The organism is Acidovorax sp. GW101-3H11 (assembly GCF_001633105.1).
Lineage (GTDB): Bacteria > Pseudomonadota > Gammaproteobacteria > Burkholderiales > Burkholderiaceae_C > Acidovorax.
Genome location: NZ_LUKZ01000013.1, coordinates 18844 through 34118, shown reverse-complemented (window position 1 = coordinate 34118; position 15275 = coordinate 18844). Strand labels below are relative to the sequence as shown.

Annotated in this window: 10 protein-coding genes; 9 read left to right on the top strand and 1 reads right to left on the bottom strand. The window is 64.3% G+C overall.

Annotated features, from left to right (window positions below; genetic code table 11):
• The first annotated feature begins 100 nt into the window (after nt 1–100).
• The 9 genes from dnaN (at nt 101) to A1D30_RS14445 (ending at nt 13474) form a co-directional block, all read left to right on the top strand.
• Nucleotides 101–1219 (top strand): DNA polymerase III subunit beta, encoded by a 1119-nt coding sequence (dnaN, locus tag A1D30_RS14485; RefSeq protein WP_063461436.1) that lies wholly within the window; start codon nt 101–103, stop codon nt 1217–1219.
• A gap of 182 nt (nt 1220–1401) precedes the next feature.
• The gene (gene gyrB, locus A1D30_RS14480; RefSeq protein ID WP_063461435.1) at nt 1402–4008 is read left to right on the top strand and encodes a DNA topoisomerase (ATP-hydrolyzing) subunit B; all 2607 of its coding nucleotides are present in this window, start codon (nt 1402–1404) and stop codon (nt 4006–4008) included.
• A 103-nt stretch (nt 4009–4111) separates the two neighbouring features.
• On the top strand, nt 4112–5524 hold the full coding sequence (locus tag A1D30_RS14475) for an AAA family ATPase (RefSeq protein ID WP_242421898.1): 1413 nt from the start codon (nt 4112–4114) through the stop codon (nt 5522–5524).
• Nucleotides 5525–5559: 35 nt separating this feature from the next.
• Entirely contained in the window at nt 5560–6258 is a 699-nt protein-coding gene (locus tag A1D30_RS14470) for a retron system putative HNH endonuclease (RefSeq protein WP_199865993.1), read from the top strand.
• Between the two features lie 57 nt (nt 6259–6315).
• Nucleotides 6316–7812, top strand: coding sequence for a DUF3375 domain-containing protein (locus A1D30_RS14465; protein ID WP_063461432.1), 1497 nt, complete (start codon nt 6316–6318; stop codon nt 7810–7812).
• Between the two features lie 107 nt (nt 7813–7919).
• Complete coding sequence (locus A1D30_RS14460) at nt 7920–8558, top strand: DUF4194 domain-containing protein (protein ID WP_063461431.1); 639 nt, start codon at nt 7920–7922, stop codon at nt 8556–8558.
• A complete protein-coding gene (locus A1D30_RS14455) occupies nt 8555–11866 on the top strand; it encodes an ATP-binding protein (RefSeq protein ID WP_063461430.1) in 3312 nt (1103 codons plus the stop codon). The genes A1D30_RS14460 and A1D30_RS14455 overlap by 4 nt, the downstream gene beginning before the upstream one ends.
• Nucleotides 11863–13044: a Wadjet anti-phage system protein JetD domain-containing protein gene (locus A1D30_RS14450; protein ID WP_063461429.1), complete on the top strand. Its 1182-nt coding sequence runs from the start codon at nt 11863–11865 to the stop codon at nt 13042–13044. Before A1D30_RS14455 ends, A1D30_RS14450 begins: the two co-directional genes overlap by 4 nt.
• Nucleotides 13045–13060: 16 nt before the next feature.
• Nucleotides 13061–13474, top strand: coding sequence for a YkgJ family cysteine cluster protein (locus A1D30_RS14445; RefSeq protein ID WP_063461428.1), 414 nt, complete (start codon nt 13061–13063; stop codon nt 13472–13474).
• Nucleotides 13475–13552: 78 nt separating this feature from the next.
• Here the strand turns inward: A1D30_RS14445 and A1D30_RS14440 are convergent, their stop codons facing one another.
• A complete protein-coding gene (locus A1D30_RS14440) occupies nt 13553–15193 on the bottom strand; it encodes an AMP-binding protein (protein WP_063461427.1) in 1641 nt (546 codons plus the stop codon).
• Between the last annotated feature and the right edge of the window lie 82 nt (nt 15194–15275).

Sequence of the window (15275 nt, the reverse complement as noted above, 5' to 3'; positions counted from 1 at the left end):
GGCCCCTTTAAGGGGCAAAATGATGGGTTGTGCAGCAGGGGGAGGCACAACCCGTGCCGCTGTCCAAGCTCCGTTCCAAAAACCACAAGAGGTTGAAGACATGATCGTCCTGAAGGCAACACAAGACAAGGTTCTCGCGGTACTGCAGTCCGTGGCTGGCATCGTCGAGCGCCGCCACACGCTGCCCATCCTGGCCAATGTGCTGATCCGCAAGACGGGCAATGCCCTGCAGCTGACGACCAGCGACCTCGAAATCCAGATCCGCACCACCGCCGAGCTGGGTGGCGACACCGGCGACTTCACCACCACCGTGGGTGCGCGCAAGCTCATCGACATCCTGCGCACCATGCCCGGCGACCAGACCGTGAGCCTGGAGTCGCAGCAGTCCAAGCTGGTGCTCAAGGGTGGCAAGAGCCGCTTCACGCTGCAAAGCCTGCCCGCCGAAGACTTCCCGCTGGTGCAGGAATCCGCCGCGTTCGGCCCCGTGTTTGCCGTGCCGCAAAAGACGCTGAAGGACCTGCTGGGCCAGGTGTCGTTTGCGATGGCAGTGCAGGACATCCGCTATTACTTGAACGGCATCCTGTTTGTGGCTGAAGGCAAGCAGCTCAGCCTGGTCGCCACCGACGGCCACCGCCTGGCGTTTGCCAGCGCCACGCTGGATGTGGAAGTGCCCAAGCAGGAAGTCATCCTGCCGCGCAAGACCGTGATCGAGCTGCAGCGCCTGCTGAGTGACGCGGGCGGCGAGAACCAGCCGCACATCGAGATGCAGTTCGCCAACAACCAGGCGAAGTTCACCTTTGGCGGCATGGAGTTCGTCACAAAATTAGTCGAGGGCAAGTTCCCCGACTACAACCGCGTGATCCCCAAGAACCACAAGAACAGCATCACCCTGGGCCGCGCGCCGCTGCTGGCCAGCCTGCAGCGCACCGCCATCATGACCAGCGACAAGTTCAAGGGCGTGCGCCTGAACCTGGAGCCTGGCACCCTGCGCGTGGCGTCCAACAACGCCGAGCAGGAAGAGGCCGTGGACGAGCTCGACATCGACTACGGTGGCGACACCATCGAGATCGGCTTCAACGTGACCTACCTCATCGACGCCCTGGCCAACATGGGCCAGGACATGGTGAAGGTGGAGCTGTCGGACGGCAACAGCTCTGCGCTGATGACCATCCCCGACAACGACAGCTTCAAATATGTGGTGATGCCGATGCGCATTTGAATCTGAGCGAGTGGGTGAGTGCGGCGGCCCCTCTCACCGGCCGCCCCCTGCACCATCGCACGGCTGCACCCATTTACTATCGTATTGATAGCTACTAGCGCTTACTGGATAGGCGGTAGAGCCCAATTTGACCATTGAACTTATTGGAAACCATCCGGTTTCCACGGACCCCAAGGCCCACCATGACCGCTGACAACAACCTGCCCGAGCAAGAACCTACCGGCACGGGTGAGCCTGTTCCGCACAAGATCGACACCAACCAGGCTGGCGCCAGCGAAAGCTACGGCGAAGGCTCCATCACCATCCTCGAAGGCCTGGAGGCCGTGCGCAAGCGCCCCGGCATGTACATCGGCGACACGAGCGACGGCACCGGCCTGCACCACCTGGTGTTCGAGGTGGTGGACAACTCCATCGACGAGGCCCTGGCCGGGCACTGCGACGACATCGTCGTCACCATCCACACCGACAACTCCATCAGCGTCACCGACAACGGCCGTGGCATCCCCACCGGCGTGAAGATGGACGACAAGCACGAGCCCAAGCGCAGTGCCGCAGAAATCGCCCTGACCGAGCTGCACGCAGGCGGCAAGTTCAACCAGAACAGCTACAAGGTCTCCGGCGGCCTGCACGGCGTGGGCGTGAGCTGCGTGAACGCGCTCTCCAAATGGCTGCGCCTGACCGTGCGCCGCGAAGGCAAGGTGCACCAGATCGAATTTGCACGTGGCTTCGTACAAGACCGCCTGCTGGACAAGGTAGACGGCTTTGAAGTGAGCCCCATGAAGGTGACCGGCGAGACCGAAAAGCGCGGCACCGAAGTGCACTTTTTGCCCGACACCGAGATCTTCAAAGAGAACTACGACTTCCACTACGAGATCCTGGCCAAGCGCCTGCGCGAACTCTCGTTCCTGAACAACGGCGTGCGCATTCGTTTGAAGGACGAGCGCAGCGGCAAGGAAGACGACTTCTCGGGCGCGGGCGGCGTGCGCGGCTTTGTCGAGTTCATTAACAAGGGCAAGACCGTTCTGCACCCCACCTCGTTCTACGCCGCAGGCGAGCGCCCGGCAGAAACGTATGGCGGCATCCCCGGCACGCACATCGGCGTGGAAGTGTCCATGCAGTGGAACAGCGCCTACACCGAGCAGGTGCTGTGCTTCACCAACAACATCCCCCAGCGTGACGGCGGCACCCACCTGACCGGCCTGCGCGCCGCGATGACCCGCGTCATCAACAAGTACATCGAAGAAAACGAGCTGGCCAAAAAGGCCAAGGTCGAAGTCACCGGCGACGACATGCGCGAAGGCCTGTGCTGCGTGCTGAGCGTGAAGGTGCCCGAGCCCAAGTTCAGCAGCCAGACCAAGGACAAGCTGGTCTCGAGCGAAGTGCGCGCGCCCGTGGAAGACATCGTGGGCAAGCTGCTCACCGACTACCTGCAAGAGCGCCCCGCCGACGCCAAGATCATCTGCGGCAAGATCGTGGAAGCCGCCCGCGCCCGCGAAGCCGCCCGCAAGGCCCGCGAAATGACCCGCCGCAAGGGCGTGCTCGACGGCATGGGCCTGCCCGGCAAACTGGCCGACTGCCAGGAAAAAGACCCCGCCATGTGCGAGATCTACATCGTCGAGGGTGACTCCGCCGGCGGCTCTGCCAAACAAGGCCGCGACCGCAAATTCCAGGCCATCCTGCCCCTGCGCGGCAAGATCCTGAACGTGGAAAAAGCCCGCTACGAAAAGCTGCTGACCAGCAACGAAATCCTCACGCTGATCACGGCTCTCGGCACAGGCATCGGCAAGGCGGGTGGCACCACCGGCGGCGACGACTTCGACGTCGCCAAGCTGCGCTACCACCGCATCATCATCATGACCGACGCCGACGTGGACGGCGCCCACATCCGCACCCTGCTGCTGACCTTCTTCTACCGCCAGATGCCCGAGCTGGTCGAACGCGGCCACATCTACATCGCCCAGCCACCGCTGTACAAGGTCAAGGCGGGCAAGGAAGAGCTGTACCTGAAGGACGGCCCCGCGCTTGACGGCTTCTTGCTGCGCATTGCGCTGAACCACGCGAGCGTAAGCACCGGCGGCGCCAACCCGCAGGTGCTGGCGGGCGACACCCTGGCCGAACTGGCGCGCAAGCACCAGGTGGCCGAGAGCGTCATCCACCGCCTGTCCAACTTCATGGACCAGGAGGCCCTGCGCGCCGTGGCCGACGGCGTGAGCCTGAAGCTCGACACCGTGGCCGAGGCCGAAGCCAGCGCCGTGGCCCTGCAGATCAAGCTGCGCGAGCTGAACACCACCGGCACCCCCGCCGAAGTGGCGGGCGAGTTCGACGCCCGCACCGACAAACCCATTCTGCGCATCAGCCGCCGCCACCACGGCAACGTCAAGAGCAGCGTCATCACGCAGGACTTCGTGCACGGCGCCGACTACGCCGCCCTGGCCGAAGCCGCCGACACCTTCCGTGGCCTGCTGGGCGAGGGCGCCAAGGCCCTGCGCGGCGAAGGCGACAAGCAGAAGGAAGAAAAGGTCGGCGACTTCCGCCAGGCCATGAAGTGGCTCATCAGCGAAGCCGAACGCACCACCAGCCGCCAGCGCTACAAGGGCCTGGGCGAAATGAACCCCGAGCAGCTGTGGGAAACGACGATGGACCCCAATGTGCGCCGCCTGCTGCGCGTGCAGATCGACGACGCGATCGAGGCGGACCGCGTGTTCACGATGCTCATGGGGGATGAGGTGGAGCCACGCCGGGATTTCATTGAAACCAACGCTTTGCGGGCGGGGAATATTGACGTTTGAAGGATATGACTTCAACAGCACTGTTTCCAAAACTGTAATTTGGATCTGAATTAGCTATTGCAGCGACTGGAGGGAGGCCGTGCCATCCTTGGACATTCGGTCTTTGAAGCTCCTGAACTACAGGTGCTTTGAGGCGCTAGAGATCACTTTCCATCCAAAGCTGACTGTGTTGGTGGCCTCCAATGGAGCAGGCAAAACCTCCGTGCTGGATGCCATTTCAGTGGCTTTCGGCACCTATCTCGGTGCCTTTGATGAGGCGAAAGGCACCGCGCTAGTGGGTAGTGACATCCGCATGGCGCGCGTGCGGGAAACCTCCAGCAACGAAATGGAGTACGCGCCTCGCGGTGCAGAGATTGAGGCTTGCGGTTTTGTCCCTCTTGGCCTCATCGACACACTCGCAGATGGGAATCCTCCAACCACCTGGAAGCGAGCACTTTCCAGCCCGACCAAAGCCAAGACTTCTGTGAAGGACGCCCGAGAGCTTACTGACTATGGCAAACGGATGCAGGAGGCTGTCCGGACGCCCGGCACAGAGGTTGTGCTGCCACTTCTGGCCTACTACGGGACAGGGCGCTTATGGCAGCAAAAAAAACAGACAGAAGGTAAAAAGCCTGAAAGCGAAAAGATCTCCCGCACCTCGCGGACAGTCGGATATACCGACTGCTTGGACCCAGCCTCCAAATACAAGTCATTTTTCGCATGGTTTAGATACTGGAACTTGAACGCCAAGGTGAGTCAGGTCAAGTCCCTTGAGTCCGGCAAACCTATTGAAGCCACGGAGTTTGATCACTACATCCAATCTGTTTCCTCCGCAGTGAATGCCTGTCTGAAGCCGTCAGGGTGGGGCGGTATCAGCTACTCGTTCTCTCTCGAGGAACTTGTAGCGCAGCATCCGGAGCATGGGGAACTGCCAGTCGAATGGCTCAGCGATGGCATTCGCAACATGATCGGGATGGTGGCGGATATTGCCTATCGGGCTACCAAGCTGAATCCCCAACTGGGTGCCAACGCCTCCAGCCAGACGCCAGGCATCGTGTTGATCGATGAGGTTGACATGCACCTGCACCCGGAATGGCAACAGGTAGTGCTGCAAGGGCTCGCGGAAGCTTTTCCCAGCGTGCAGTTCATCGTTACGACCCACAGTCCCCAAGTGCTGAGCACGGTACAACGAGAGTGCATTCGCATCTTGGGTCGTGATACGGATGGCCGAACGGTGGCCACCGTGCCTTTGGCACACACCTACGGGCAGTCAAGCCAACTAGTGATGCAACGTGTGATGCAGGTGGATCCGCTTCCTCCGATCCACGAAAAAGATGAGTTACGGGAACTCACCCGGCTGGTGGATCAAGGTGACTACACAACCTCACGTGCTGTGGAGTTGATGAAGCGCTTGGGCGAAAAGCTAGGAGACACCCATGAGCAGATTCTTCGCATCCGCCGCAGTATTTCCCGCCAAGTAGGGTTGACAGAGTTGGCAGCTCGAATCCGTAACTCCAACGGAGACAAGGCGGAATGAGGCATGTGAAGAAGGTAGGGCTCGGAACAAACGCCTTGGCCGCACAGCATGTCAACCCACCATCAACACCAACGACCGCCACCTCCCGCTGGGCTGGTTTCAATGGGAAGCCTGTTCTTTTAAACCACCATCTATTGGATGAACAGTACCACCTCTGTTGTTACAGCGAGGTTCGCGCTGACGAGTTGGGTATCGGCTATCACATTGAACATGTAGAGAACAAGTCTCAGATCCCTGCCAGAACGTTCGACTATCTGAACTTGGCTGCCAGTGCTTTTGACAGCGATACGGGACTCCAACAGGCATCTCGGCAAGGCTGGGAAGTGTTTGGCGGCCATGCGCCTGGTAAACGCGGTGTCGGTGGCCCCATTGATATGAGCCTGTTTGTCTCGCCCCACGAACCTGATTGCGCGAAGTACTTCACTTACACATCCGACGGTGAAGTCAGTCCTGGCCCGAACTTGACGGCTGAAGAGTTTGACCGAGCCGAATACACGATCAAGGTTTTGAATCTCAGAAGCCAGCTCCTCGTCAGTCTCAGAAGAAGTTGGTGGGATGAACTGGATCAGTGCTGGCTTGACCACACGCAGCGCCAGTGGGATCTGGAGCGCTTGATGTCCGTTGACCTTTTGCCATCCAACGGAAAACTCCGCCCATTCTTCAGTGTCACCATGCACTTTTACAAGGATGCTGCGCTTGCGTTGCTTCAGCAGCACGCTCCAGAGCTTTTATAGTCTTGCCAAATTGATGCCATCAGCGGTACTCATCAAAAGCGCATGTAGTTAAGCACCATGCCCACCCTCAACCAGCAGCGCACCCAAAAATACATCGCAGCCCGCCAGCAGCACCCGGCGTGGCTGTTGCTGGCCTCGCGGCGTGCACCGTTGGTGCTCAGTTGCCTGGATGCACTGTTCGAGCACCAGCGCGATGGAGTCCCGTTCGACGCCGCCGTGCAGGCGCTGGCGGACATGCTGGCGATGCATGCCAACGAGGTGGACTTTGAAATCGACAGCGACGACACCCTGAGCCAGGCCCGGCGCGAGGTGCGCGAGTGGATACGGCGCGGGCTGGTGGTGGAGCGCGAGGGGCGGGTGTTCGAGACTGATGCGCTCAAGACCGCATTGCGATTCATCGCGCAACTGGACGGGCGGATGATGACATCCACCGCGTCGCGTCTGGCCGTGGTGCAGCGCGAAATCGACAACCTGGCCGCCGCGCTCAACCCCGACCCGCAAAGCCGCACCGAACATCTGCAGCGCCGCATGGCCGATTTGCAGCAGCAGCTCGACGACGTGCAGGCGGGGCGCATCGCAGAGCTGACACCCGAGCAAGCGGTGGAAGGCATTCGCGAGGTGTATGCGCTCTCGGTCAGCCTGCGGGCGGACTTTCGGCGGGTGGAGGATTCGTGGCGCGAGGCCGACCGTGCGCTGCGCGAGGCCATCATCAGCGCCCGCCACCACCGGGGTGCGGTGATGGACCAGTTACTCGATGGCCATGCCAACTTGCTCAACACGCAAGAGGGCCGTGTGTTCGACAGCTTTCACCAGCAGCTCTCGCACCAAACCGAGCTCACGGAAATGCGCCAGCGCATCCGTCAGATCCTGGAGCATCCGGCAGCGGACAAGGCGCTCGATGGCCTGCAGCACAGCACGCTGCGTCTGCTGGTGCAGCAGCTGATCAAAGAAGCCAAGGTGGTGCAGGCCGTGCGCGCGCGCAGCGAGCGCGAGGTCAGCCAGTTCATGAAAACCGGCCAGGTGGCCGAGAACCAGCGCGTGGGCCAGCTGCTCAACGACGTGCTGGAGCAGGCCCTGCGCATCGACTGGCAACGCCAGGCTGTGCGCCGCCAAAGCACACCGCTGCCGCCGCTGGGCGTGGCCCTGGGCAGCGTGCCGCTGGTAGAGCGCCTGCGCGCCAAGTCGCTGGACGGCGGCGATCAGGCCGCGCTGCTGCTCACCACCCAATACACCGACCTGGGCGAGATGGACGGTGAGTTCTGGCAGGCGTTTGAAGGGCTGGACCGCGACGCGCTGGTGCAGCGCACCTTGCAAACCTTGGCCGAGCGGGGCCAGCCTATGACCCTGGCGGAACTGGCTGCCGCGCTGCCCCCGGGCGAGCACGACCTGGAGACCTTTGCGCTGTGGCTGGCCATGGCGCGCGAGGCGGGTGTGCAGCTGCAGCCGGGCGAGGAGTACATCGACACACAAGACGACATCCAGCACTGGCGCTTTACCGTGCCGCGCGTGGCGCTGGATGGCGCGCAGCTGGCGCAAAGAGAGTGGGAGCTGTGATGCAGCAGGAGCCGGATATTTTTGACCGCATGGCCGCGCTGGGTGCAAGTGCGCAAGCAGAGCAACTACTATCGAAAGAAGAGCTACCTGCGCTTGTTGAAAGCGGCATGGCGGCACCTAATGCCTCAAGAACGCCGCCCAACGTGCGCCAGGCGCTACAGTTTTTGCTAGCGCACGGCTGGCTCGAATCTGCGACCAAGCCGAAGCTGTTCAACCTGATTGCGGCGCAAACCACACTGCTCGATGCGCTGCTGGAGCCGCTGGACCTGCGCGTGGTGGTGGACGACGTGCGCGGGCTGGCCTTTTTGGCCGTGGTGCCCGACTACGCGGGCGACGACACCGACGAGAGCGAGCAGGATGACTGGACACATCCCCTGATGAAGCGCCAGCGGCTGACGTTGGAGCAATCGCTGCTGCTGGCCCTTTTGCGGCGCGAGTTCTTGCAGCGCGAGCAGGAAAGCGGCACCGGCACGGCGGTGCGCGTTACCGTAGACAGCCTGCTGCCGCAGCTCGAAACCTACCTTGGGGCCACCGGCAGCGACATGCAAGAGCGCAAGCGCCTGGGCCAGCTGCTGGAGAACCTGCGCACGCACGGCATGGTGACCGAGGTGGATGCGCAAGACTGCATCACCATCCGCCCGATGATCGTGCACCTGCTCAACCCCGAGAACCTGCAAACGCTGCTGCTGCGCCTGCGTGCGGTGGCGGAACCAGGCGGCGCAGGCCACGGGGAGGGCGCGCCATGAGCGCCGACGCCTCCTTCATCCTGCAAGAGCTGCACCTGTACAACTGGGGTGCGTTCGCAGGCCGCCACCAGGTGGGCATCGACCCCGGCAACAGCGCCATCATCGGCCCCACGGGCAGCGGCAAGACCACGCTGGTGGATGCGCTGATGACACTGCTGTGCGCCAGCCCGCGCTACAACCTGGCCTCCACCGGTGGGCACGAAAGCGACCGCGACCTGGTGAGCTATGTGCGCGGCGCCAGCGGCCAGGGCAACGACAGCGGCGACCACATTGCGCGCGCCGGGCGCTGCGCCACGGGCATCGCCGCACGGCTGGTGCGCGGGGCTGAATCGGTCTGGCTCGGCGCGCTGCTGTGGTTTGACGGCAGCAGCCAATCTGCCGCCGACATGCAAAAGCGCTGGTTCTTTGCGCAGGGCACAGGCCACAGCCTGGACCTGTGGCTGGAAGAACAACACAGCGGCGGCGCGCGGGCACTGACTCGGCTGGCCAAGGACAGCGACGGCCTGCAGATGTTCAGCAGCAAGGCGCCGTACCTGGCCAAGCTGCACAGCTTCTTCGAAGTGGGGCCAAATGCCTTCACGCTGCTCAACCGCGCGGCGGGGCTCAAGCAGCTCAACAGCATTGACGAGATTTTTCGCGAGCTGGTGCTGGACGATCACTCGGCCTTTGAAGACGCACAAAAGGTGGTGGATGTGTTTGCCGAATTGGCTTCCATCCACGCCGACCTGGAGCTGGCCAACGCGCAGTATGTGTCGCTGCTGCCGCTGCGCGACCTGGCTGCGCGCGAGCTGCAGCAGGCCCAGCACCTGGCGCACTTGCAGGCGCTGCAGCAACAGCTGCCGCAATGGTTTGCGGCGCAGGGCGTGCAATGGTGGGGCGAGCGCATCACGCAACTGCAGGCACAGATTGCGGCGCGGGGTGAAGAACTGCATGCCGCGCAAGAGCGTGTCAACACCACGCGAAAGGTCGAACAGGACTTGCACGGCCTTTACCTGCAAGCCGGTGGCGCCAACATCGACGTGCTGCGCGAGAACATTGACCACGCACGCAAGGAGCTGGCGCGCGTCCAGAGCAACCTGGCGCAATACCAGGCACTGGCGCGCAACCTGGGGCTGGGGGCCCACGCAGGGGCTGACCACCTGGCCAGCCACCAGGCCCAAGCCCAGGCGGCGATGGCGCAGATTGACGCCCAAGACGCCGGGCTGCAGGCCGACGCCGAACGCGCCATCGCCCAGGCCCACAACGCCCACACCCGCCTGAACGAGATCCAGGCCGAATACGACGCCGTGCGCCAGCGCCCCGGCTCCAACCTGCCGATGGAGCACCAGCGCTTTCGTGCCGAGCTGGCCGACCACCTGGACTTGCCGGAAAGCGATCTGCCCTTCACCGCCGAACTGGTGGAGGTGCGCAAGGCCGAACAGGCGTGGCGCGGCGCCATCGAGCGCGCACTGGGCAGCCACCGGCTGCGCATTTTGGTGCCCCACGCAGCGATGCACGCCGCCCTGCAGTGGGTGAACCAGCGGCACAACAGGCTGCATGTGCGCCTGCTGGAAGTGCGTGATGCCACGCCTGCGGCCTTCCTGGCCGACGGCTTTGCACGCAAGCTCAACCTCAAGCCCGCAGCGCCCACGGCCCACCTGAACACGCTGCGCCAGTTGCTGTCCAACGTGGACCGCCACTGCGTGCCCGACGTGCAAACCCTGGAGCGCACGCCCCACGCCATGACGGCGCAGGGGCTGATGTCCAGCCAATCCGGCCACTTCGACAAACAAGACCAGAAGCGGCTGGACCAGGACTGGATGACGGGGTTTGACAACCGTGACCGGCTGGTGCAATTGCTACAACAAAAGGAGCTGCTAGCGCTTGACCATCAAGCGCTGGAGGCCCAAAAGACCCAAACTTTGCACGCCCAGCGCCGCGCGGAAGAGCAGCGCCAGCTGTGGGCCGCGCTCCAGGCACTGCGGTACGAAAACCTGGACGCCACCGCCGCCCAAACGCAGTTGCAGCACAAAGAGCAGCAGTTGCAGGCGCTGCTCCACCCCGACTCCGACACCGCACAGGCCCAGCAGCGCTGGGAGGCCGCGCAAACCCACACCCGCGCTGCGGAGGGCCAACTGCGCGATCTGCAAGCGGCACAGACGCAAGACGAGACCTTGCGGGCGGCGGCGCAGAAGCAGCACGGCGCGTACCAAGCGCGCAGCACCGACACATTCGCCATCGACGCCGACTTTGCCGCGCAACTGGCCAGCAACGGGCACCGCCTGCCCCCGCTCGATGGCGACAACCTCGCAGCCCAGGAGCGCGACGCAGGCACTGCGGTACAAGCCAAAACCTCCGACGCCAGCAAAAAGCTCAGCACCCTGCACACCGACATCGTGCGCCAGATGGGCAAGGCCAAAGGCGAAGACCGCGGCGCGCTGGCCGACCACGCGCAAGAGGTAGACGCGCTGCCCCACTACCTGCAGCGCCTGCAGGTGCTGGAGGAAGAAGCCCTGCCGCACAAACGCCAGCGGTTTCAGGAATACCTCAACAACACTTCGCAGCAGGGTGTGGACACGCTGCTCAATGGCATCGCCGCGCAGGTGGCGGACATTGAAGAGCGCATTGCCCAGCTCAACCACACGCTGCAACGCGTGGACTTTCAGCCCGGCCGCTATCTGCAGCTGGAGCCCCGCGCCGTCGCCCACCAAAGCCTGCAAGAGCTGAACCGTGCCCAGGGCCAGTTGCGCACCGAAAGCCTGCGCGACGATGGCGGCCAGAGCCACTACCGCGCGCTGCGCGCCATCGTGGAGATCCTGCAAACCCACGCCAGCAACCGCCGCAGCAAAGCCGCGCAAGCGCTGCTGGACGCCCGCTACCGCCTGCAGTTCGCGGTATTGGTGCTGGACCGGGCCAGCGGCCAGATGCTGGAGCGGCGCACCGGATCGCAAGGCGGCAGCGGGGGCGAGAAGGAGATCATCGCCAGCTACGTGCTCACCGCCTCGCTGAGCTACGCGCTGTGCCCCGATGGCGCCAGCCGCCCGGTGTTCGGCACCATCGTTCTGGACGAGGCGTTTTCCAAAAGCTCGCAAGCCGTGGCCGCGCGCATCATCCAGGCGCTGCGCGAGTTTGGCCTGCACGCGCTGTTCGTCACGCCCAACAAGGAAGTGCGCCTGCTGCGCAACCACACGCGCAGCGCCGTCGTGGTGCACCGACGCGGCGCGCAGGCCACGCTGGCGTCGCTGCGGTGGGAGGAGATTGATGCATTTCGCCGCAGCGCGCCAAGCACCCCCGGCACACTCAGCGCCTCTACCGGCATCGAGGCATGAAGTCACCCCAGGAACTGACCGCACGGCTGGCCCAGCAATGGAACAGCGCCGATTGGCGTGAGCGCCAGCTTCTTGGCACCGCCACAGCGTGGCCGCTGACCCTGCCCATCGGCCAGCCTGACACTGCCGTGTTTCTGAACGACGCCGCCACGCTGCGCAGCCATTTGCAGCAATGGCGCGCCGTGGAGCAGCACGGCCTGGGCAATGTGCAGTGGCAGGAGCGGCGCTACCGGGGCAGCAGCGACGCCGTCGCCGTGCCCACCCACTGGCAACTGGCCAAACCCTCGCAGTGCGTGGCGGCCATCGTTCACTTCAAGGTGCCGGGGCATGCGCAGGTCAAAAGCGACTACACCCGGCTCGGTGCCCTCATCGCGGCGGTGGAGCGTCCCGGCTTTCAGCGCCTGCTGGTGCGCCGCCTGGTGCAGTGGCGCGACACGCCCACGGACGCTGTCATCGCCGCCGCACGCATGGCGTTGCAATTGGAGCCTGACTGCGCCCAAAGCAAACCGCTGCGCGCGCTGGCCGTGCAAGGCAACGACAGCAAATTCTTCGAGCGCCACGCCAGCCTGCTCACCGCCTTGCTGGACGAGCGCTTTGACGGCGAAGCCAGCCGCCAGGGGCTGGTGGGCTTTTTGGGCGCGCTGCCGGAGGACGACCACTGGCTGCTCATCGCCCCGCTGTACCCCGGCCTGCTGCCTTTCGCACGCCTGCGCGTCCGCGCCAGCGAGCTGCTGACCGCACCACTGCCCGCCCGCCGCATCCTGCTGGTGGAAAACGAGCGGTGCCTGCACCAGTTACCGCAGCCCGTGGCGGACACCGTCGCCGTGCTGGGCGCGGGCCTCAACCTGGGCTGGCTGGCCGCGCCCTGGCTGCAGGCGTGCAGCGTGGGCTACTGGGGCGACCTGGACACCTGGGGCTTGCACATGCTGGCCACGGCACGCAACCATTTGCCGCACTTGCAGGCACTGCTGATGGACCGCGCCACCTTCACGGTCCATCAGAGCTTGGCCGTGGCCGAACCGGTGCATGCTCTCAATACCGCTACAGGCACGTGGACGCCCGAGGAGAGAGCGTTGGACGCGCACCTGCGCGCACAGGACAAGGGCCGGCTGGAGCAGGAGTTTGTGCCCACAGACGCTGTGCACCGCGCCGTGTGCGCCTGGGCAGATCGAGTTTAGGCACAATCCCACCCCCATGCGCTCCTCCATTGCCATCGTTGACGTAGACCGCCTGGACACCTGGTCCCGCTACCGCGCGGGCCTGTGCGACACCTGCGCGGCCAACTGCTGCACGATGCCGCTGGAGGTGCAGCTGTCCGACCTGGTGCGGCTGGAACTGGTGGACCCGTTCGAGGCCGAGCATGAAGAGATTCGCCACATTGCCAAGCGGCTGCAGAAGGCGCGGTTGATTGACCACTTCAACCACAAGAACGCGATCTTCACGATGGCACGGCGGGCGAGTGGGGACTGCAACTTTCTGGACCCCAAGACGCGGCGGTGCACGGTGTATGACAAGCGGCCCGAGACCTGCCGCCTGCACCCACAAAAGAAGAGCCCCAAGCCGGGGTACTGCGCTTACGGGGCGCGGGATCTGCAGCGGCGGGGCTGACTACCGACAAGTGCTGAGGTGTCTCGCACCTCTGATCTGCACAAGCCCGCCACCGTCTGAAACCGCCGCTCCCCGCGCTCACGCCATGTCGCGCAGTTCTCGGCGCAGGATCTTGCCGACGCTGGACTTGGGCAGGGCCTCCAAAAACACGATCTGCCGGGGCACCTTGTAGGCGGTGAGTGCGGCGCGGCAGTGGGCGGCGATCTGGTCTGCATCCACCGGTGGCGCAGTGCCCGCCGCGCGCACCACGTACAGCCTCAGCGCCTCGCCCGTTTTATCGTCTGACACACCGATGCAGGCGCATTCCAGCACGCCGGGGCAGGCGGTGGCCACGGCTTCGATTTCGTTGGGAAAGACGTTGAAGCCCGAGACGATGACCATGTCCTTCTTGCGGTCCACGATCTTGAGGAAGCCGCGCTCGTCCAGCTGGCCGATGTCGCCGGTGCGGAAGTAGCCGTCGGGGGTAAAGGCGACTGCGTTGGCCTCGGGCTGCTGCCAGTAGCCGCCCATGACCTGGGGGCCTTTCACACAGACCTCGCCGGGCTGGCCCAGGGGCACGGGGTGGCCCTGGTCGTCCAGCAGCAGCACGTCGGTGGAAGGCAGGGGCAGACCGGTGCTGCCGCTGAAAGCAGTGACCGATGCGGGGTTGAAGGCCACCACGGGGCTGGTCTCGCTCAGGCCGTAGCCTTCGCGGATGAACTGGCCGGTGATGGCCTGCCAGCGGGCAGATACTGAGGACAGGATGGCTGCGCCTCCACCACCCGCCAGCCGCAGGTTGGAGAAGTCCACGCCCTGCGTGCCGGGGTGCGCCGCCAGCCCGGCGTACAGCGTGTTAACCCCCATGAACACGCTGGGGCGCGCGGCGTTCAGCACGTGGATCAGCGCGTCCAGGTCGCGCGGGTTGGGCACCAGCCAGTTGCGTGCACCCACCGCAAAGTAGCTGATCAGGTTCACCATGAGCGCGAAGATGTGATAAAGCGGAATGGCGGTGACGATGACCTCTTGCGCGGGGCGCAGGGCATCGGGCACGAAGGCCTTGAACTGCTCCACGTTGGCCACCAGGTTGCGGTGCGTGAGCATGGCCCCTTTGGACAGGCCCGTGGTGCCCCCGGTGTACTGCAGGAACAGCAGGTCGCCCCCCTCCAGCACGGGCGGCGCAAAGGGCAGGGTGGCGCCTTCGGCCAGGGCGCGCGCAAACGAGGTGGTGGTGTGCAGGTGGGCATCCACCGGCGGCCCGGGCAGGTCGGCTGCAGTGCCGTCGCCGGGCGCCACGGTGATGATGCTGTGCAGTTCCACCCGGTCCTGGATGGCGGCCAGAGTGGCGGTGGACCCGGCATAGACCACCATCACCCGGACCCCTGCGTCCAGGAGCTGGTGCTCCAGCTCGCGCGGGGTGTAGAGCGGATTCACGTTGACCTGCACACAGCCCGCGCGCGCAATGCCCAGCATGGCGATGGGAAACGCCACCAGGTTGGGGCACATCACGGCGATGCGGTCGCCCTTGCGCACGCGCAGCACGTTCTGCAGGTAGGCCGCAAACGCGCGGGATTGCTGGTCTACATGCGCATAGGTCAGCGTCTGCCCCAGGCAGGTGAATGCGGGCCGATGTGCGTAGCGCTGCATGGCTGCGCATAGCAGGTGCACGACGCTGGGATGGCTGTCGGGGTCGATGTGGGCGGGGATGGCGCCGTAGCTGGCCAGCCAGGGTTGGGGGGACATGGTGCAAAGATCCTCGGGGGATGAAGAAGGGGCTGGGCATTGGGCTGGCCACCAGGGCCACAATGGCCCAGCCCCGGGGGAT

Bases quoted from the DNA above. Each gene is read 5' to 3' on its own strand.
- dnaN (WP_063461436.1), top strand. From the start codon at position 101: ATGATCGTCCTGAAGGCAACACAAGACAAGGTTCTCGCGGTACTGCAG.
- gyrB (WP_063461435.1), top strand. From the start codon at position 1,402: ATGACCGCTGACAACAACCTGCCCGAGCAAGAACCTACCGGCACGGGT.
- A1D30_RS14465 (WP_063461432.1), top strand. From the start codon at position 6,316: ATGCCCACCCTCAACCAGCAGCGCACCCAAAAATACATCGCAGCCCGC.
- A1D30_RS14460 (WP_063461431.1), top strand. From the start codon at position 7,920: ATGGCGGCACCTAATGCCTCAAGAACGCCGCCCAACGTGCGCCAGGCG.
- A1D30_RS14455 (WP_063461430.1), top strand. From the start codon at position 8,555: ATGAGCGCCGACGCCTCCTTCATCCTGCAAGAGCTGCACCTGTACAAC.
- A1D30_RS14450 (WP_063461429.1), top strand. From the start codon at position 11,863: ATGAAGTCACCCCAGGAACTGACCGCACGGCTGGCCCAGCAATGGAAC.
- A1D30_RS14445 (WP_063461428.1), top strand. From the start codon at position 13,061: ATGCGCTCCTCCATTGCCATCGTTGACGTAGACCGCCTGGACACCTGG.
- A1D30_RS14440 (WP_063461427.1), bottom strand. From the start codon at position 15,193: ATGTCCCCCCAACCCTGGCTGGCCAGCTACGGCGCCATCCCCGCCCAC.